Annotated in this window: 17 protein-coding genes and 2 tRNA genes; 10 read left to right on the forward strand and 9 right to left on the reverse strand. The window is 66.7% G+C overall.

The genetic code is table 11. The features are described 5' to 3' along the window. The first annotated feature begins 81 nt into the window (after window positions 1-81). Together ASD34_RS18355 and ASD34_RS18360 are read left to right on the forward strand one after the other, a co-directional pair. Window positions 82-909 carry a crotonase/enoyl-CoA hydratase family protein gene (locus tag ASD34_RS18355; RefSeq protein WP_056580132.1) on the forward strand — a complete coding sequence of 276 codons (828 nt, stop codon included), beginning with the start codon at window positions 82-84 and terminating at the stop codon, window positions 907-909. Between the two features lie 316 nt (window positions 910-1,225). Then, window positions 1,226-1,540: a hypothetical protein gene (locus tag ASD34_RS18360; RefSeq protein ID WP_056580133.1), complete on the forward strand. Its 315-nt coding sequence runs from the start codon at window positions 1,226-1,228 to the stop codon at window positions 1,538-1,540. Window positions 1,541-1,570: 30 nt separating this feature from the next. Here ASD34_RS18360 and ASD34_RS18365 read toward each other — a convergent pair whose 3' ends face one another. Both ASD34_RS18365 and ASD34_RS18370 read right to left on the reverse strand, forming a co-directional pair. Further along, window positions 1,571-2,857 (reverse strand): acyl-CoA dehydrogenase family protein, encoded by a 1,287-nt coding sequence (locus ASD34_RS18365; RefSeq protein WP_056580134.1) that lies wholly within the window; start codon window positions 2,855-2,857, stop codon window positions 1,571-1,573. Window positions 2,858-2,996: 139 nt separating this feature from the next. Then, complete coding sequence (locus tag ASD34_RS18370) at window positions 2,997-3,320, reverse strand: hypothetical protein (RefSeq protein WP_235510114.1); 324 nt, start codon at window positions 3,318-3,320, stop codon at window positions 2,997-2,999. 261 nt (window positions 3,321-3,581) lie between these two features. Here ASD34_RS18370 and ASD34_RS18375 point away from each other — a divergent pair, with 261 nt between their 5' ends. Both ASD34_RS18375 and ASD34_RS18380 read left to right on the forward strand, forming a co-directional pair. Further along, a complete protein-coding gene (locus ASD34_RS18375) occupies window positions 3,582-4,076 on the forward strand; it encodes a hypothetical protein (protein WP_056580135.1) in 495 nt (164 codons plus the stop codon). Window positions 4,077-4,122: 46 nt separating this feature from the next. Continuing rightward, complete coding sequence (locus tag ASD34_RS18380; protein WP_157609708.1) at window positions 4,123-4,662, forward strand: hypothetical protein; 540 nt, start codon at window positions 4,123-4,125, stop codon at window positions 4,660-4,662. A gap of 408 nt (window positions 4,663-5,070) precedes the next feature. Here ASD34_RS18380 and ASD34_RS18385 read toward each other — a convergent pair. The 6 genes from ASD34_RS18385 to ASD34_RS18405 form a co-directional block, all read right to left on the reverse strand. Then, window positions 5,071-5,147: transfer RNA gene (locus tag ASD34_RS18385), tRNA-Arg, on the reverse strand. Window positions 5,148-5,399: 252 nt separating this feature from the next. Continuing rightward, window positions 5,400-5,585, reverse strand: coding sequence for a hypothetical protein (locus ASD34_RS27595; protein WP_157609709.1), 186 nt, complete (start codon window positions 5,583-5,585; stop codon window positions 5,400-5,402). Between the two features lie 331 nt (window positions 5,586-5,916). Further along, window positions 5,917-5,993: transfer RNA gene (locus ASD34_RS18390), tRNA-Pro, on the reverse strand. A gap of 35 nt (window positions 5,994-6,028) precedes the next feature. Further along, window positions 6,029-6,733, reverse strand: a complete 705-nt coding sequence (locus tag ASD34_RS18395) for a glutathione binding-like protein (protein ID WP_056580137.1) — start codon at window positions 6,731-6,733, stop codon at window positions 6,029-6,031. A 109-nt stretch (window positions 6,734-6,842) separates the two neighbouring features. Then, window positions 6,843-7,106, reverse strand: a complete 264-nt coding sequence (locus tag ASD34_RS18400; protein WP_056580138.1) for a UBP-type zinc finger domain-containing protein — start codon at window positions 7,104-7,106, stop codon at window positions 6,843-6,845. Between the two features lie 26 nt (window positions 7,107-7,132). Continuing rightward, a complete protein-coding gene (locus ASD34_RS18405; protein WP_056580139.1) occupies window positions 7,133-8,809 on the reverse strand; it encodes an FAD-dependent oxidoreductase in 1,677 nt (558 codons plus the stop codon). Window positions 8,810-8,966: 157 nt separating this feature from the next. On the opposite strand from ASD34_RS18405, the gene ASD34_RS18410 reads away from it, so the two are divergent. The 3 genes from ASD34_RS18410 to ASD34_RS18420 are packed head-to-tail and all read left to right on the forward strand — an operon-like array spanning window position 8,967 to window position 12,695. Next, window positions 8,967-9,878: a GNAT family N-acetyltransferase gene (locus tag ASD34_RS18410; protein ID WP_056580140.1), complete on the forward strand. Its 912-nt coding sequence runs from the start codon at window positions 8,967-8,969 to the stop codon at window positions 9,876-9,878. Beyond that, window positions 9,875-12,202, forward strand: coding sequence for a polyphosphate kinase 1 (gene ppk1, locus ASD34_RS18415; RefSeq protein ID WP_056580141.1), 2,328 nt, complete (start codon window positions 9,875-9,877; stop codon window positions 12,200-12,202). Before ASD34_RS18410 ends, ppk1 begins: the two co-directional genes overlap by 4 nt. A gap of 31 nt (window positions 12,203-12,233) precedes the next feature. Then, window positions 12,234-12,695 carry a SixA phosphatase family protein gene (locus ASD34_RS18420; protein ID WP_056582519.1) on the forward strand — a complete coding sequence of 154 codons (462 nt, stop codon included), beginning with the start codon at window positions 12,234-12,236 and terminating at the stop codon, window positions 12,693-12,695. 127 nt (window positions 12,696-12,822) lie between these two features. Here the strand turns inward: ASD34_RS18420 and ASD34_RS18425 are convergent, their stop codons facing one another. After that, on the reverse strand, window positions 12,823-14,337 hold the full coding sequence (locus tag ASD34_RS18425; protein WP_056580142.1) for a Ppx/GppA phosphatase family protein: 1,515 nt from the start codon (window positions 14,335-14,337) through the stop codon (window positions 12,823-12,825). Between the two features lie 250 nt (window positions 14,338-14,587). Between ASD34_RS18425 and pstS the strand changes: the two genes are divergently transcribed. The 3 genes from pstS to pstA are packed head-to-tail and all read left to right on the forward strand — an operon-like array spanning window position 14,588 to window position 17,632. Next, the gene (gene pstS, locus ASD34_RS18430) at window positions 14,588-15,622 is read left to right on the forward strand and encodes a phosphate ABC transporter substrate-binding protein PstS (RefSeq protein ID WP_056580143.1); all 1,035 of its coding nucleotides are present in this window, start codon (window positions 14,588-14,590) and stop codon (window positions 15,620-15,622) included. 43 nt (window positions 15,623-15,665) lie between these two features. Next, window positions 15,666-16,751, forward strand: coding sequence for a phosphate ABC transporter permease subunit PstC (pstC, locus tag ASD34_RS18435; RefSeq protein WP_157609710.1), 1,086 nt, complete (start codon window positions 15,666-15,668; stop codon window positions 16,749-16,751). Beyond that, a complete protein-coding gene (gene pstA, locus ASD34_RS18440) occupies window positions 16,748-17,632 on the forward strand; it encodes a phosphate ABC transporter permease PstA (protein WP_082548816.1) in 885 nt (294 codons plus the stop codon). Before pstC ends, pstA begins: the two co-directional genes overlap by 4 nt. Window positions 17,633-17,638: the final 6 nt, after the last annotated feature.

Raw genomic sequence — 17,638 nt, forward strand, 5'->3', positions numbered from 1 at the left:
TCGGCGACAGCTCGCATCATCGCCCAGCAGCCTGCCCGCGCGATACTGGGCCGATACCCGCACATCGACAGGAGACATGCAATGAGTGACCGTATCGAATGGACCCGCCACGCCGACGGCGTGGTGGAACTGCAGCTGGCGCGCGCCGACAAGATGAACGCGCTGGACCCCGCGATGTTCGACGCGCTGGTCGAAGCCGGCGAGGCGTTGCGCGACGACCGGAACGTGCGCGCGGTGGTCATCTCGGGCCGCGGCAAAGCCTTCTGCGCGGGGCTCGACATGGCGTCGTTCGAGCGCATGGGGCAGGGCGCGGCCAGCGACGTGCTGGGCGCGGCGGCCGGCGGCACCGATCTCGTTGCACGCACCCATGGCATTGCGAATGCCGCGCAGCAGGTGGCGATGGTGTGGCGCGAAGTGCCGGTGCCGGTCATTGCGGCGGTGCACGGCGTGGCCTTCGGCGGCGGGCTTCAGGTGGCGCTGGGCGCCGACATCCGGCTCGTGGCCGCCGACACGAAGCTGTCGGTGATGGAGATCAAGTGGGGCCTCGTGCCCGACATGGCGGGCATGGTGCTGATGCGCGAACTGGCGCGCACCGACGTCGTGCGCGAACTCACGTTCACCGGCCGCATCTTCTTGGGCGAGGAGGCCGTGCGCCTGGGCCTGGCCACGCGCGTGGCCGCCGACCCGCTGGCCGAGGCGCTGCAGATGGCGCACGAGATTGCGGGCAAGAGCCCCGACGCGATCCGCGCCGGCAAGCGGCTGCTGAACGCCTCGCTCGCGCACAGCGCCGCCGAGCTGCTGATCGCCGAGTCGGTCGAGCAGCAGGCGCTGATCGGCAGCCCCAACCAGGTCGAGGCCGTGAAGGCCAACATCGAGCGGCGGGCGCCGCAGTTCAGCGCGCCGGCCTGAACTTTTTTCTTCTCGTTTTCTTGCATTCCTCGCGGTGCAGACACCGCGAGGCGCAGCTGTTGGCGCGCCCGTTTCGGCCGGCCGAAGGGGCGATTGCAACATTTCGTATGCCAAAAATCGTACACAAAGCACGCCATTCGTGTCTTTGTGTAAGAATTAAGTAGTTGTTTTCCCGCGTAATTTGGCGGAATTGACCGCACTTTGTGTGCAGAAGGTCACGTCTTGCCGTATGCCCGCGGTCGGGAAAATGACTATCGGGGTCACACTCGAAAACAATTAATCAACTCCTTGGCTTTGGCTGGCGACGGCGTTCCGCATGTCGACGAATACGTTTTCTTGCAATCTCAGCGTGCCCATCCTCGTGGGCGAGGACCGCTACAAGTACGTCCCGATCGTGGGCGTGTTTCGCAGCATCCCCATCGAGCAGGTCGATGAGTGGGTGATGCACCCCGACGGCCGTCCGCGCAGCGATCGCGAACTCGCGGCCGAAGTGCTGGTCGAAATCCGCAAGCCGCTCGGCACCAGCGGCCACACGGCGCCGAATGCCTTCGACGTCGCCGACATCCTGCAGCTCGACCGCGCAGCGGCCATCGTGGTGTCGACCTTTCTCGCGGCGCTGCCGCGGGTCTGAACACCGCCTCGCTTTTTCTCTCTTTCCGACTCAGGACGCGATGGCGCCGACGGCCCAGTAAAAGGTCGGCCGCGCGCCATTGAGCAGGTGGTCGCCGACCACGCGCCCCTTGTAGATCGTCGGGTTGTGTGATGCCAGCGTGCGCGCATTACGCCAGTGCCGGTCGAGCCGACGGTCTTCCTGCAAGGCCGAGGCGCCACCGATGTCGAACAGCCGCGTGCCCGCCTGCAGCACCGCATCGACGATGCCGGCCTGCGCCTTGGCGGTGTTCAGCTCCACCTCGAACAGCAGCTGCTCGGGCACGGGCTCGCCGCGCTGCAGGTGGCGATCGACTTCGCCGAGCCCTCGCGCCACCGCCTGCACGGTCGACGCGGCCACGAAGGCCGTGCTCGCGAGCTGGCCGATCACCTGCTGCACCAATGGATCTTCACGCGGCGTGGCGCCGCTGCCGTGGCTGTACACGCGCTTGCGCGGCTGCACGAAGGCCACGGCATCGCGCACGATGGCGCGCGCAATGCCTGCCAGCGTGGCCAGGTGCGTGAGCTGGAAGTGCGCGGTGAGCGGTGTCGGCTGGTCGCGCACGTACAGCAGCACGTGCTCGGGCTTCACGCGCACCTGGCGAAAGCGCGTCGTGCCCGATGCGCTCAGGCGCTGGCCGAAGCCGCGCCAATCGTCCACGCGCTCGACGCCCGCCGCTTCAGCGGGCACGAGGGCGATCACGCGGTCGCTGCTGCCGTCGTCGTTCAGGCGCTGGGCCGCGACCGAGATCCAGTCGGCGTAGAGCGTGCCGGTGCTGTAGAACTTGTCGCCGTCCAGCCGCCACGCATCGGCGCTGTCGTTCGTGTCGCGCGTGAGCGTGGTCTGCAGCGCGCCGATCTCGCCTTCGCCCAGCTCGGTCGTGGCATTGCCGAAGATCACGCCGTCGGCTGCGAGGCGCATCCACGGGCCGTGCAAGGCGGGGTCGATCTCGGCGAACAGGCGCTCGATGAAGCCGAAGTGCGCGCGAAGAATCTGCGGCAGGTTGGAGTCGGCCTCGCCGAGTTCGATCAGCAGGTCGTACAGCTGCTCGACCGACGCGCCCAGGCCGCCGTGCGCGAGCGGCACGCGCAGCGCACCGAAGCGAGCGGCCTTGAGCCAGGCCACCGGCGCGTAGGCCAGTTCGCGCGCGTGCTCGCGCTGCGCGCCGTGCTCGGCGATGCGGTCGAAGACAGGGCGGAAGCGCTCGACCAGTTGCTGCGAAGAGGGCGCGAGCGTGGACGAACGGGTGGTTGCCGACGGCGCGGCAGGGCGCGTCGGCGTGTCGTGAAGGGATGCCATGGCGAGCCGGGCGGCCCCGAGGGCGCGCCGGAAAAGAGCGATACAGGCGTGGGACTGTGCCCGCGCGATGCCCTCGGGGGGAAATACGCTTTTCGTGTTTTCTTATGCGCGGCCGGGTGAACGCGCACTGGACCGCGACTCAGACCGCCTTGACCTCGAAGTACGCCTCGTCCGTGTCGCCCAGGTCGCGAAAGCCTGCCTTGCGCGCGGCGTCATAGGCCTTGATCCAGCGCGCGGCCAGGGCGATTTCGGTCTTGGTGAGGTCGGTGTCGCTCGATTCGCTGGCGTTCTGGAAGGCACGCATCACCGGCAGCACGTCGGCGCCGAGTTGCTTCTCGAGTTCGCGCCGGAAGCGTTGTTCCGCGACCCTGACCGCGTCGGCCGGCGAGTGGGGATAGTCGACCAGCTTGGCGCAGAAGGCTTCGCGCGGCTCGTCTTCTTCGGATGCTTCAGATGGGGCCACAGGCGCGGGCTCGTGAAAGTGAAAGACGGTGGGAGGCGGCGTTGTCGCCCGAGGGAAGAAGAGTTCAGCTTGGGTCATGGTTCACCACGCGTTGGACTGGGATGCGTTCTTCGGCATGTGATTCCTTAAGAATACTGTTCAAATGTACAGTATTGAATCAACAATTCAAAAGGCGAAGGGCAGGCCTGTGCGCTGCAAACCCTCTGCTCTAATGGCGCCTCGCCGGGGAGGGCCCAGGTTTTTTTCGCAGAGGAAGGCGACATGCAGATGGATGGGATGACTGTCCTTGCGGGCGTCGGCGCGATCGTCCTTCAAGGGCTGTCCTTGTGGTTCATCTACCGGGTCTGGAAGAAGCTTCGCACGCCCAGGACGCCCCGTGCGGGCGCTGTGCCGCTCGCGATCAAGGGCGGCGTGGTTCCCGTTGTGGCCACGTTCACCGGTCTGCGTGGACTGCCGTGGGTGGCGCTGACGACCAACAGCCTGAATCCTGTCTTCCGCATCGAAAGCGAGCAGTTGGTGTACCGCGTGCTGCGTCAGCGTCAGCGGCCCTTTGCCGACATCCGCCGGGTCGATGTGCGCGAGGCCTATGGCACCTTCAACCTGATCTTCGAGTTCCGCGACGCACGGCGCACCTTCGTGGCCAATGTGGGCACCGCGGCGCGCGGGGCACAGGCGTTGTCGTTGTTGCCGCAGGGCGTGCCGCTCTCGGAGCGCGCGCGCGAGGCGTTGTTGCCGGCGGTGGCGATGCGGGCCTGAGGGTGAACACCCTGTGGCAGGGCATGTGCGTCGCTACCATCGCACCATGCGCCTCATCACTCTCGCCAGCCTTCTCCTGATCGCCTGCGGCATGGCCCAGGCACAGCAGGTCTACCGATGCGGCAACCAGTACAGCGGTGAGCCGTGCGCAAGCGGGGCAGGCCGTGTGGTCGATGTGTCGCCGCCGGTGCGCAACCTCGATGCAGCAGGTGCTTCGCAGGTGTTTCTTTGCGTGAGCAACAGCGGCGGACGGTTCTGGTCGCCGAACCACTGTCGCGAGCGGGGCGCGCTGGTCGAGCGCATCGAGCCGGTTCCGGGCGGACTGCCGTGGGACCAGCAGGTGGAGATTGCCGATCAGCAAACCCGGCGTGGCCATGCGGTCCAGCAACAGGCCGCGCAGCAACGCGGTGCGACCTCGCCGGGCGTGACGGGGAGCAATGGCGACACCTCGCGCTGCGCGCACTTCAATGAGCGGGTGGCTTACTACGACCGCCTGGCGCGACAGCCGCAAAGTGGCGCGACCCAATCGTGGATCGCCGAGCAGCGCAAAGAAGCGCGCGACCAGCAGTTCAGGGCGAGGTGCTGAGGGCATCGTCGACGTCGTGGAACCCGCTGCGACCGGCCCTTGCTGTACCGGTGGGCGGCTGACGCGCGCGCCTTGACCCTGCATTCCCTTGGCCCGAAGGCACGCGGGATGCGCGAGGGTCGCCGGGCAGGAGGCCACCAGCCCTGGCGCGGTGGGCGTCCGACCTTGCCTCTAGTGAATCGCCTCGGGGTTTTCTAGACATCTCTGAGCCTCAAACCTGAGGCCCAATGGGAGGTGCCATCAGTAAGCAGACCCCGGATTCGAGGCCGCAGCAGTCAAGCAGATCACCGATGCGGCCACCTGCGCCCAGCGCATGCATTTCGGTCAGATGGAAGCGGCCGACGCCAATCGTCTGGAGGCCCGGTCGATTGATCGGTTGGAGAAATCCGCCGTGGTTAGAGACGAAATTGGCCTGCCCGGAGGGGATCGAACCCCCGACAACCTGCTTAGAAGGCAGGTGCTCTATCCAACTGAGCTACGGGCAGATTCCGGTTGAGCAGAGAAGGCCTGAGCCTTCAGTTCTCGGGACGCATGGAATGCGACAACAGATCCGAAAAATCAGCGGTCTGGATGCTTCTGCCTCTGACCGGGAAAGCAAGGATTCTACCTACATCCCTCCAGCCACGACCCCTTCGCGGACCGTTGCGCAGGGGGTCCGAGCGCATGTGAGTGGCGCGGCTGCCAGGGGCGGCCACTGCACCGCCGCGATGAGATGAATTCGCGCGATGGGCGTGCTGTCAGGGGTTTTGCGAACGGTATTTCCAGACGGCGTCGTTCACCGCGCGTTCGGAGGCCAGTTGCTTCTTTCCGCAGGCGCTGCATTGGTAGAAGCGCTGGCTCGAGAAGAGCCGCATCCATGGCCTGCGCTCGATTCGTACGAGATGCCTGAGGCCGCAAGAACAGCGGGAAAAGTAATTCAGCATCGGAAAAGGGTCCAGGGGTGATGAGGGTTTGCTGCGACGTCCATCCCTGACTCAGCTCTTCGGCTTTGTAAACGCAACTCAGCTTACTTTGTAAACAAGATCACGATTGGGTCGATTCTGCGTGACCGCCGAGTGTCACGCGGGTAGTCCCGTAAGAAAAAGGTTGCTATTGCCGTGTAACAACAAGGCAGTGGCGTTGCCTGATGTACGGAAAGCGGTGGGGTGTGCTACGAAACGTCTAAACGGCGCTCGAGGTTCGTCAGATCGCGACCGCGCCGGAAAGAAAAAAGCCTGCAACGACTTTCATCGTTGCAGGCTTTCACTTTTCTTTTGGTCGGGGCGAAAGGATTCGAACCTTCGACCCTCTGGTCCCAAACCAGATGCGCTACCAGGCTGCGCTACACCCCGCCAAGCCTTCGATTCTAGCCCGAATAAGGGGCCACTCAGCGCTTCTCATACTGCGTCTTGCCGAAAAGTATCTCGCGCGCCTTGTCGTCGGTGATCGGACGGCGCAGGTCGGCCAGCACTTTCACGCCGCGCTGCACGGCGGGGCGCGCGGCAATGCCGTCGAACCAGGCCTTCAGGTGTGGGTAGTCTGTGAGGGTGATGCCCTGGTTTTCCCAGCTGCGCAGCCAAGGGAAGATGGCGATGTCGGCAATCGAATAGCTTTGGCCTGCGATGAACTTGTGCTTTGCCAGTTGCCTGTCGATCACGCCGTACAGGCGCTTGGCCTCGTTGGTGTAGCGGTCGATGGCATAGGCGATCTTTTCGGGCGCGTAGAGGCGGAAGTGGTGCGCCTGGCCGAGCATCGGGCCGACGCCGCCCATCTGGAACATGAGCCACTGCAGCACGTCGTAGCGTTCGCGGTCGCCGGTGGGCAGGAACTTGCCGGTCTTGCCTGCGAGGTACACGAGGATCGCGCCCGATTCGAAGAGCGAGATTGGCTGGCCGTCCGGCCCGTGGGGGTCGGTGATGGCGGGAATCTTGTTGTTCGGGCTGATCTTCAGGAACTCGGGCGCGAACTGGTCGCCAGTGCCGATGTTCACCGGGTGCGCGCGGTACGGCAGGCCGCACTCCTCGAGCATGATGTGAACCTTGTGGCCGTTCGGCGTGGGCCAGGAATAGACCTCGATGGGCGATGCGGGCATGTCGCGGGCTCCGGAGTGAGAGGGTTGGGACGGGAGAACGGCAGCATATACACGCGCATCCGGCCGCGTGCGGGTGCGGGCATTGGCCTGTTGCGCAGGTGCGGCCCGATCACCCCACCTGCCGTTCGTGCGCGTTGCACCACATCCAGTGTTCGCCGGGCTCGATCGACTGGATCACCGGATGCGCTTCGGCCCGCGCGTGCTTCGTGGCGTGGCGGTTCTTCGACGAGTCGCAGCAGCCCACATGGCCGCAGTGCACGCACAGGCGCAGGTGCACCCAGGTGTCGCCGGTCTTCAGGCAGTCTTCGCAGCCTTGGGGCGTGTGCGGTTGCGCGAGGTCGGCGGGAACGTGTTCGCAGGCTTGAATGGGCATGGGTGTCTCGGAGCAAAAAGAAAAATTCAGGCCACGGCCGAGGCCGACGACAGGCGCTGGTGAATGAGCGCCACCACCGCGGCGCCTTCGCCGATCGCACCCCCCACGCGCTTGACCGAGCCCGAACGCACGTCGCCCACCGCGAACACGCCGGACACGCTCGATTCGAGCGCGGCGGCGGGGCGCGCCGGAAAGCCGCTGCTGGCGGCCGGGCCGGTCAGCACGAAGCCGTGGCGGTCGACCGACACGCCGCAGCCGCCGAGCCATGAGGTCTCGGGCTCCGCGCCCACGAACAGGAAGATGTTGCGTGCCGGGCAGTCGTGCTCCTGGCCCGAGGTGTGGCAGCGCCACGTCGCGCCCGTGAGGCCTTCTTCGGGTGCGCCGTGCAGCCGCACGAGTTCGGTGTGCGGCTGCAGCGAGATGTTGGGCGTGGCCTCGATGCGGTCGATGAGGTAGCGCGACATGCTGGCCGCCAGCGACGGCCCGCGCACCAGCACGTTGACCTTGGCCGCATGGCGCGACAGGAACACCGCCGCCTGCCCGGCCGAGTTGCCGCCGCCCACCAGCGCGACTTCTTGCTGCGCGCAGATCTTGGCCTCGATGGCCGAGGCCCAGTACCAGATGCCGCGGCCTTCGAATTCGGCAAGGCGCGGCACGCCGGGGCGGCGGTAGCGCGCGCCGCTTGCGATGACCACCGTGCGGGCGCTGATCGTGCGGCCGTCAGTGAGCTTCAGTGCGAGGCTGCCGAGGGCGTTCTCGCGTGAGCAGTCGAGCGCTTCCACTTGCGCCGGAATCAGCATCTCGACGCCGAACTTCTGCGCCTGCACGAATGCGCGGCCCGCCAGCGCCTGCCCCGAGATGCCGGTCGGAAAGCCCAGGTAGTTCTCGATGCGTGCGCTGGCGCCGGCCTGGCCGCCGAAGGCGCGGCAGTCGAGCACGATCACGCGCAACCCCTCGGACGCGGCATACACCGCGGTCGCGAGGCCGGCCGGGCCGGCGCCGACCACGGCCACGTCGTAGAGCGCGTCGCGCGCGGCGGTGTCGACCATGCCGAGACAGCGCGCCAGGCCTTCGTCGCTCGGGTTGACGAGCACGGAGCCATCGGGGCACACGGCCAACAACTTGTCGGGACCGTACTGCGCGAGCAGCGCGGCGGCATCGGCGTCTGCCACCGCATCGACCAGGTGATAGGGATGTCCGTTGCGGCGCAGGAAGTTCTCCAGCCGCGCCATCTCGGGCGAGTCAGGTCGCCCGATCAGCACCGGGCCCGCCGCGCCCGATTCGATCAGCGCCACGCGCCGAAGGATCAGCGCGCGCGTGATGCGCTCGCCCAGGTCGGCCTCGGCCACCAGCAGCGCGCGCAGGCGGTCCGGCGGCACGACCAGCGCCTCGACCTCTTCGTCGGCATGGCCGTCGACCAGGGCAGGGCGCCCGCTCAACTGGCCGACCTCGGCGAGGAATTCGCCCGGCCCCTGGCGCGCGATCGGCACCACGTGGCCGAGACCGTCGCGCTGCGTGACGGCGACCACGCCCTTGAGCAGCACGAACATGCCAGCGCCGGTCTCGCCGGCGGTGAACAGCCGCTCGCCGCGCGCAAAGCGCTGCACGCTGCCGAAGCTGGCAATGCGTGCCATCTCGGCGTCACTGAGAACGGGGAAGGTCTGGTGCAGGCGGCTGTTGGCGCCTGGTGCATCGGTGGCCATGGGGTCGAACTCCGGGTCGCGATGCTCTGCATTAGACGCCGAAGCAGCGCCGGATCGAGCGCCGTGCGTGTTGTAACAACGTCATGTGGCTGCCACGCTGCTGACATGCGGCTTTCATTGCGCGTGTCCAGACTCGGTCGGCAGAAAGGGATTTCCCATGAAAGAACTGCCGAACCCGACGTTTCCGCTCTCGCAGCTCGGACTGCGCGCAGCCCTGTGGCCTGCACCCGCGGCCGGAACCCCCGCCGTTGTTGCCGCAACCGCCGTCGCACTGGCCACCCGCACGTCGGTGCCCGCCGCGCCGCTGGCCGTCATCGCGCCGCCGGCCGCCGAGGCCGGCAAGCCGGGCATCACGGTGAGCTGGGCGCGCCATCTGGACGACGTGCGCGCGGCGCAACGCCTGCGTCACGATGTGTTCGTCGGCGAAATGGGTGCACGCCTGACCACGCCGCTGGCCGGCCACGACATCGACCTGTTCGACGACTTCTGCGAACACCTGCTGGTACGCGACGAACTCACGGGCCAGGTCATCGGCACCTACCGCGTGCTGACCCCCGCGCAGGCGCGCCGCGTTGGCAGCACCTACAGCGACACTGAGTTCGACCTGACCCGCCTGCGTGACCTGCGCGAGCGCATGGTCGAGCTGGGCCGCAGCTGCGTGCACGCCGAGCACCGCCAGGGCGGCGTGATCCTCGCGCTGTGGGGCGCGCTGGCCGGCTTCATGCATCGCAACAAGCTCGACACCATGATCGGCTGCGCGAGCATCCCGATGTCGCACAACGGCGTGACCAGCGGCGACGCGGCGGCCAGCATCTGGCGCCAGCTCTCGGCCAGCCACCTCGCGCCGATTCAATACCAGGTGCAGCCGCGCCTGCCGCTGCCGGTCGAACGGCTCGACAGCGCGCTCGACGTGGAACCGCCCGCGCTCATCAAGGGCTACCTGCGCCTAGGCGCGAAAGTACTCGGCGCGCCGGCCTGGGACCCGGACTTCAACACCGCCGACCTGCCGATGCTGATGCGCATCGACGACCTGCCGGCGCGCTACCGCAAGCATTTTCTCGGCGCATGAAGCCGGCGGCCATCCGGCCCGACGTCGGGCCGCACGCTGCACTGCCGTCGCAGAATATGTCAGAGGCGCTCCCCGCGATGCCGGGCGCGTCACGCGGATGTCATGGAACTGTCACGAGCGACGTTGACACTGTCATATTTCAGCCGACGTGTTCTCCCGTGCCGCTTGCTCCAGAATCAGTGCCCATGCCTTCCGTCCTCGCTGACCCGTCGCGTGCCGATGCCGCGCCTTCGTTCGCGTTGCTGGACCGCGACCACAGCATCCTTTCCTTCAATGAGCGCGTGCTCGACTGGGCGCGTCGCCCCGAGGTGCCGCTTATCGAGCGGCTGCGCTACCTGTGCATCGTGTCGTCGAACCTCGACGAGTTCTTCGAGGTGCGCGCTGCGCCGCACCTGAGCGCGGGCAGCGCCGGCGACCGCAAGGGCAGCTACACGGTCGAGTCGTTCGAGCGATTGGCCGAAGCCGCCCATGCGCTGGTCGCGCGGCAGTACGCGCTGTACAACGACGAGCTGATGCCGATCTTTGCCACGCGCGGCATCCACATCGTGTCGCACGGCGAGCGCAACCCGGCGCAGCGCAAATGGGTGGGCGAATATTTCGAGCGCGAGGTGCGCCCGTTGCTGATTCCGGTAGGGCTCGATCCGGCGCACCCGTTCCCGCAGGTGGCGAACAAGTCGCTGAACTTCATCGTGCGGCTCGGCGGCAAGGACGCCTTCGGCCGCGAGAACCCGATCCAGATCGTCAAGCTGCCGCGCGTGCTGCCGCGCCTGATCAAGATGCCGGCCAAGGTGTCGGACGGCAAGACGCTGTTCGTGGCGCTGTCGAGCGTGGTGCGCGCGCATCTGTCGAGCATGTTCCCGGGCCGCGAGGTGGGCGACTTCTCGCAGTTCCGTGTGACACGCCACTCCGACCTTGCGGTCGACGAGGAAGACGTCAAGAACCTGCGCACCGCGCTGCGCCAGGGCCTGCAGCATCGCCACTACGGACAGGCCGTGCGGCTCGAGGTATCGGCCAGTTGCGCCGAATCGCTTGCGAGCTTCTTGCTGGCGCAGTTCAACCTGCCGCCGCAGGCGCTGTACCGCGTGCACGGGCCGGTGAACCTGGCGCGCCTCACGCAGCTCATCGACCTGATCGGCGAGCCGCAGCTGCGTTTTCCACCGTATGTGGCGTCGTTCCCCGTCACGCTGTCGCCCGCGCAGTCGTTCTTCGACCGGCTGCAGCGCGGCGACGTGCTGATCCACCAGCCCTTTGAAAGTTTCGACGGCGTGCTGGCCTTCCTGCGCGATGCCGTGCTCGATCCGCAGGTGCTCGCCATCAAGCAGACCATCTACCGCACCGGCGCCGACTCGGAGCTCATGGACCTGCTGCGCGAAGCCGTGCGCCGCGGCAAAGAGGTGACAGTGGTGGTCGAGCTGAAGGCGCGCTTCGACGAAGAGGCCAACATCAACTGGGCCGAGATGCTCGAATCGATCGGCGCCCAGGTGGTGTACGGCGTGGTGGGCCTGAAGACCCACGCCAAGATGCTGCTGGTCACGCGCCGCGAGGGCAAGCAGCTGCGTCGCTACGGCCATCTGTCGACCGGCAACTACAACCCACGCACGGCGCGGCTGTACACCGACATCAGCCACCTCACGGCCGACCCCGCGCTCACCGCCGACATGGAGGCCGTGTTCGTCCACCTGGCCAGCCAGAGCCGCCTGCCCAAGCTCAACCGCATGTGGCTCGCGCCCTTCGACCTGCACAAGAACCTGGTCGCGCGCATCGATGCGCTGGGGCAGGCCGCCGCGAACGGCGAGCCGACGCGCATCGTCGCCAAGATGAATGCGCTGACCGACGAGGGCATCATCGACGCGCTCATTCGCGCGGGGCAGAAGGGCGTGAAGATCGACCTCATCGTGCGCGGTGCCTGCACGCTGCCGGCGCAGGTGCTGGGCCTCACCGACAACATCCGCGTGCGCTCGGTCATCGGGCGCTTCCTGGAGCATTCGCGCGTGTTCTATTTCCGCCATGGCGAGGACGAGTCGCTGTACCTGTCGAGCGCCGACTGGATGAACCGCAACATGATGCGGCGAATCGAACTGGCCTGGCCGGTGACCGACCCCACGCTGCGCCAGCGCCTCATCGACGAGTGCCTGGTGGCCTATCTGCACGACGGCCGCGACGCCTGGGACCTGGGTGGCGACGGCATCTACACGCGCGTCAACCACGACACGCACCCCGGCGAGGCGGGCGCGTCCCCCGCGATCGAAGCGCATGGCGCCCAGGCCGCCTTGATGGGCCGCTATGCATCACGAGGAAACCACCGTGATGCATCCGGCAATTGAAATTGAAGAGGAAGTTCGAAGGACGATGAGCATGGACTTGATCTTCTGGCGTCACGCCGAAGCCGAGGACTGGACCGAAGGGTGTGACGATATGCATCGCTCGCTCACGCCGCGCGGCGAAAAACAGGCCAAGCGCATGGCCTCCTGGCTCGACCGGCAACTGCCCGACGGCACGCGCATCGTGTGCAGCCCGGCGCGCCGCTGCGAGCAGACCGCGCTGGCGCTGGGCCGCAAGTACAAGCTGCGTTCCGAGTTGTCGCCCGACACCACCCCCGACGCACTGCTGGCCGCCACGGGCTGGCCCAACGGCAAGTCGGTGGTGCTGGTGATCGGCCACCAGCCCTCGCTGGGGCAGGCGATCTCGCTGCTGCTCGGCCTGAAGCAGGACAGCTGTCCGGTGCGCAAGGGCTCGCTGTGGTGGATCCGCACCCGCGAGCGCGACGGCGACGTGCAGACCGTCGTGGTGACGGTGCAGGCCCCCGAACTCCTCTGACGTTCCCCGGCCCTCGATGGGGGGCTGTCTTTCAAGCGAACACCACGGAACCGGCTTTGCCGGGCCGTTGGTGTTGCCCCCTGCAAGGGGGTTGGCGAAGCGACACGAAGTGCGCGAAGACTGGGGGTTAGCTCAATTCAACGCGCCAGTTGCTGGTCTTTTGCCAGGCCAGCACTTCTTCGCGCAGGAGGTGTGCGGACTGCGGATAGGCCTCTGCCCAGTCGGGAGCGCAGGCGATCATGAAGGCGCGCGCACCCAGTGCTGCGAGGTGCAGTGCCTGCGGGTCGGGATCGCGGCGCGCATGGCACAGGATCACGGCCAGTCGCAGCGCGAGCAGCTGCATCACGAAGGTCTCGTCGTCGAGCGAGGCTTCGAGCTTGCGCAGCTTGCCGCGTTGGCCCAGCACCAGCTGGCCGAGCGCATGCAGCTCATTCACTGCAAAGCCCGGCGCATCGGCGTTGTCGAGGATGTAGGCGCCGTGCTTGTGATAGTCGCTGTGCGACACCAGGGTGCCGATCTCGTGCAGCTGCGCGGCCCAGCCGAGCTTGCGCAGCGCGCGGCCGGCGCGGTTCGATGTGCTGCCGCCGCGCGCGGCGGGGGCGAGCTGCACGAACAGCGCGGCGGCGGTGTCGCTCACGCGCTTGGCCTGGGCTGTGTCGACCGCGAAGCGGGTGGCGAGCCGGGCCACGGTGGCGCTGCGCATGTCGGCCACGCTCTCGTCGCGCTCGAGCAATTCGTACAGCACGCCATGGCGCAGGGCGCCCTGGGCGACCTTCATTTCCTGGATGTCGAGCAGGTCGAACACCGCGCGCAGCACACTCAGGCCGCCGCCGATCACGGCCTTGCGGTCCTCGCGCATGCCGTCGATGCGCAGTTTGTCGATGCTGCCGGCCTTGAGCAGGCGGTCGAGCAGCCAGTCGAGGCCGTCGCGTGTGACGAGGCCGGCGTCGCCGCCGGCCGCGGCGAGCACGTCGCCGACCGCGCCAATGGTGCCGGAGGCGCCGTAGGCCACGTCCCACTGGTCGCGGGTGTAGCTTGACAGCGCATCGTCCAGCACGGCCTTGGCCGCGACTTCGGCAGCGCGGAAGGCGGGGGCGGTGAACTGGCCTTCGCCGAAATGCTTCATCGACCAGGCGACGCTGCCCACGCGGTACGACTCCATGCGCTCGGCCTCGAGCGCGTGGCCGATGATCATTTCGGTGGAGCGTCCGCCGATGTCGATGACGAGGCGGCGTTCCTCGTCGGACGCGTCGGTGTGCGGCAGGTGGTGCGCGACGCCCTGGTAGATCAGGCGGGCTTCTTCGCGGCCCGGGATCACGTCGATGCCGAAGCCGAGGATGGTGCGTGCACGCAAAAGAAATTCTTCGCGGTTGCGTGCTTCGCGCAAGGTCTGTGTGGCGACGGCGCGCACCTGCGAGCGCTTGAAGCCGGCCAGCCGTTCGCCGAAGCGGGCGAGGGCGTCCCAGCCGCGCTGCATGGCTTCGGTCGTGAGGTTGCGTGCGCTGTCCAGGCCGTTGCCCTGGCGCACGGTTTCCTTGAGGTACTCGGTGCGATGGATCTGTCCATGGTCGACCTGGCCGATTTCCAGCCTGAAGCTGTTGGAGCCGAGATCGACCGCTGCGAGGCGGGTGCCGTTTTGCATTGTTGTAGTGAAGAGGGCGGTTCTCTGATCGTAGCGCCGTGACAGCTAGGCGCCGCCTCCCCAGTCGCGTCACGGCGAGGGCTGGAGGTTAGGCGGGGCGAATGACGGTTATGTGACAGCGTCACACACCACCCGGCCCGTGCCGCGGCATTTTCCCTCGACAGCGGGGTGTCACATCGATGTCACAAAAGCTTTTTAGAGTCCGTTCGAGCCCCGAAAGGGACTACTTCTTACTTCTCAAGGAAGCTTTATGAAAACGACGTTCAAATTTGCAACCGCCGGCCTCGTGACCGCGCTGTTCTCCCTTCCCGCCCTTTCCCAAGACGTGACCGGCGCCGGCGCCAGTTTCCCGGCACCGCTGTACGCCAAGTGGGCGTCCGACTTCAACAAGGCCACCGGCGTCAAGATCAACTACCAGTCGGTCGGTTCGGGCGCTGGCCTGAAGCAGATCGAAGCCAAGACCGTCGACTTCGGCGCCTCGGACGCTCCCCTGAAGGACGAAGAGCTGCAAGCCAAGGGCCTGATGCAGTTCCCCACCGTCATCGGCGGCGTGATCCCCGTGGTGAACATTTCCGGCATCAAGCCGGGTGAACTGAAGCTCAACGGCCAGGTGCTGGGCGACATCTACCTGGGCAAGATCACCAAGTGGAACGACCCCGCCATCAAGGCTCTGAACGCCTCGCTGGCCCTGCCTGACGCCGCCATCGCCCCGGTTCGCCGCGCCGACGGCTCCGGCACCAGCTTCCTGTTCACCAACTACCTGAGCAAGGTCAACGCCGAGTGGAAGTCGAAGGTCGGCGAAGGCACGGCCGTGAACTGGCCCACCGGCGCGGGTGGCAAGGGCAACGAAGGCGTCGCCGCTTTCGTGAACCGCCTGCCCAACTCGATCGGCTACGTCGAGTACGCCTACGTCAAGCAGAACAAGATGACCTACGCGCAACTGCAGAACGCAGCCGGCTCGTTCGTCTCGCCCGAGGACACCGCCTTCAAGGCTGCTGCCGCCGGTGCCGACTGGAGCAAGAGCTTCTACCAGGTGCTGACCAACCAGGCCGGCAAGGATTCCTGGCCCATCACCGGCGCCACCTTCATCCTGATGCACAAGGTGCAGGACAAGCCCGCCAACGCCACCACCGTGCTGAAGTTCTTCGACTGGGCCTACAAGGGCGGCGACAAGACGGCCGACGAACTCGACTACGTGCCGATGCCCGATGCCGTGAAGGCCACCATCGCCAAGGCATGGGGTGAAGTGAAGGACGCATCGGGCAAGCCGGTCGCGTTCAAGTAAGCAAAGAAGCAACCCTTCATCCACCCTCCAGGACGGCGCGCCCATGAGCAACTCTTCGCTCCAGGACGCGCCGCTTTCGTCTTTGCCGGAGCGACCCGTGTCATCCACCTTCCCCGCTGCTGCCGCTTCTCTCGACCTCGCGGCCGAGCGCGCGCGCACCTCTGCCGCTCCTCCGCCGCCCGTGAAGGCGCCCCGTTCCGGCCCCATGGCCGACCGAATCTTCGGCTGGGCCGCCAAGGGCGCCGCGCTGCTGACGCTCGCGATGCTGATCGGCATCCTGCTGTCGCTGGTCGTCGGTGCCTGGCCTGCCATTTCGAAGTACGGCCTCGGCTTCCTCACGAGCAGCGTGTGGGACCCGGTGAAGGACGAGTACGGCGGCCTCGTGATGATCTACGGCACGCTGGCCACCTCGTTCATCGCACTGGTGATCGCCGTGCCGGTGAGCTTCGGCATTGCGCTGTTCCTGACCGAACTCTCGCCCAACTGGCTCAAGCGCCCGCTGGGCACCGCCATTGAACTGCTGGCTGCCGTGCCGTCCATCGTGTACGGCATGTGGGGCCTGCTGGTCTTCGGCCCCATTCTTTCGACCTGGGTGCAGCAGCCGCTGCAAAAGCTGCTGGCCGGCGTGCCGTACCTCGGCGCGCTGGTGTCCGGCCCGCCCGTGGGCATCGGCATCCTGTCGGCCGGGATCATCCTGGCGATCATGATCATTCCGTTCATCGCCTCGGTGATGCGCGACGTGTTCGAGGTGACGCCCGCGCTGCTCAAGGAGTCCGCCTACGGCCTGGGCTCCACCACCTGGGAAGTCGTCTCCAAGGTCGTGCTGCCCTACACCAAGGCCGGCGTGATCGGCGGCATCATGCTCGGCCTCGGCCGCGCACTGGGCGAAACCATGGCCGTCACGTTCGTGATCGGCAACATGAACCAGCTCAACTCCCTGTCGGTGTTCGAGGCTGCCAACAGCATCACCTCGGCGCTGGCCAATGAATTCGCCGAAGCCGGCGCGGGCCTGCATCAGGCCGCGCTGATGTACCTCGGCCTCGTGCTGTTCTTCATCACTTTCGTCGTGCTGTCGCTCTCGAAGATGCTGCTGGCCCAGATGAAGAAGAGCGAAGGAACCAAATCGTGAGCACCGCGCAAAACCTGATCAACGCCAAGACCCTGGCCGAGACGCGCCAGGCGAAGTTCGCCGCGCGCAACCGCGTCAACAAGATCGCGCTCGCGCTGTCGCTCGCCGCGATGGCGTTCGGCGTGTTCTGGCTGGTGTGGATCCTCTGGGAAACGCTGCGCCAGGGCGTGGGCGGCCTGGCGCTGGCCACCTTCACCGAGATGACGCCGCCGCCGAACGAGGCGGGCGGCATTGCCAACGCGATCTTCGGTTCGTTCGTGATGGTGATGCTGGCGACCTTCGTGGGCACGCCCATCGGCATCATGGCCGGCATCTACCTGGCCGAGTACAACCCCAAGGGCCTGCTGGCCTCGATCACGCGCTTCGTCAACGACATCCTGCTGTCGGCGCCCTCGATCGTGATCGGCCTGTTCGTCTACGCGGTGGTGGTGGCCTACTTCAAGACCTTCTCGGGCCTGGCCGGCGCCTTGTCGCTGGCACTCATCGTGATTCCGGTGGTGATCCGCACCACCGAGAACATGCTGCAGCTCGTGCCGCCGGGCCTGCGTGAAGCGGCCTACGCGCTGGGCACGCCGAAGTGGAAGGTCATCCTGAGCATCACGCTGCGCGCCGCGCGCGCCGGTGTGGTCACGGGCATCCTGCTGGCCGTGGCGCGCATCGCGGGCGAGACCGCGCCGCTGCTCTTCACCGCGCTGAACAACCAGTTCTGGACCGCCGACGTGAGCCAGCCGATGGCCAGCCTGCCGGTCACGATCTTCAAGTTCGCGATGAGCCCGTACGAGAACTGGCAACAGCTGGCATGGGCCGGCGTGTTCCTGATCACCGTCGCCGTGCTTGCCCTCAACATCCTGGCGCGCGTGCTGACGCGCAACAAACACTAAATCAAG

Origin of the sequence: Variovorax sp. Root473 (assembly GCF_001426505.1) — a bacterium.
Taxonomy (GTDB): Bacteria; Pseudomonadota; Gammaproteobacteria; order Burkholderiales; family Burkholderiaceae_C; genus Variovorax.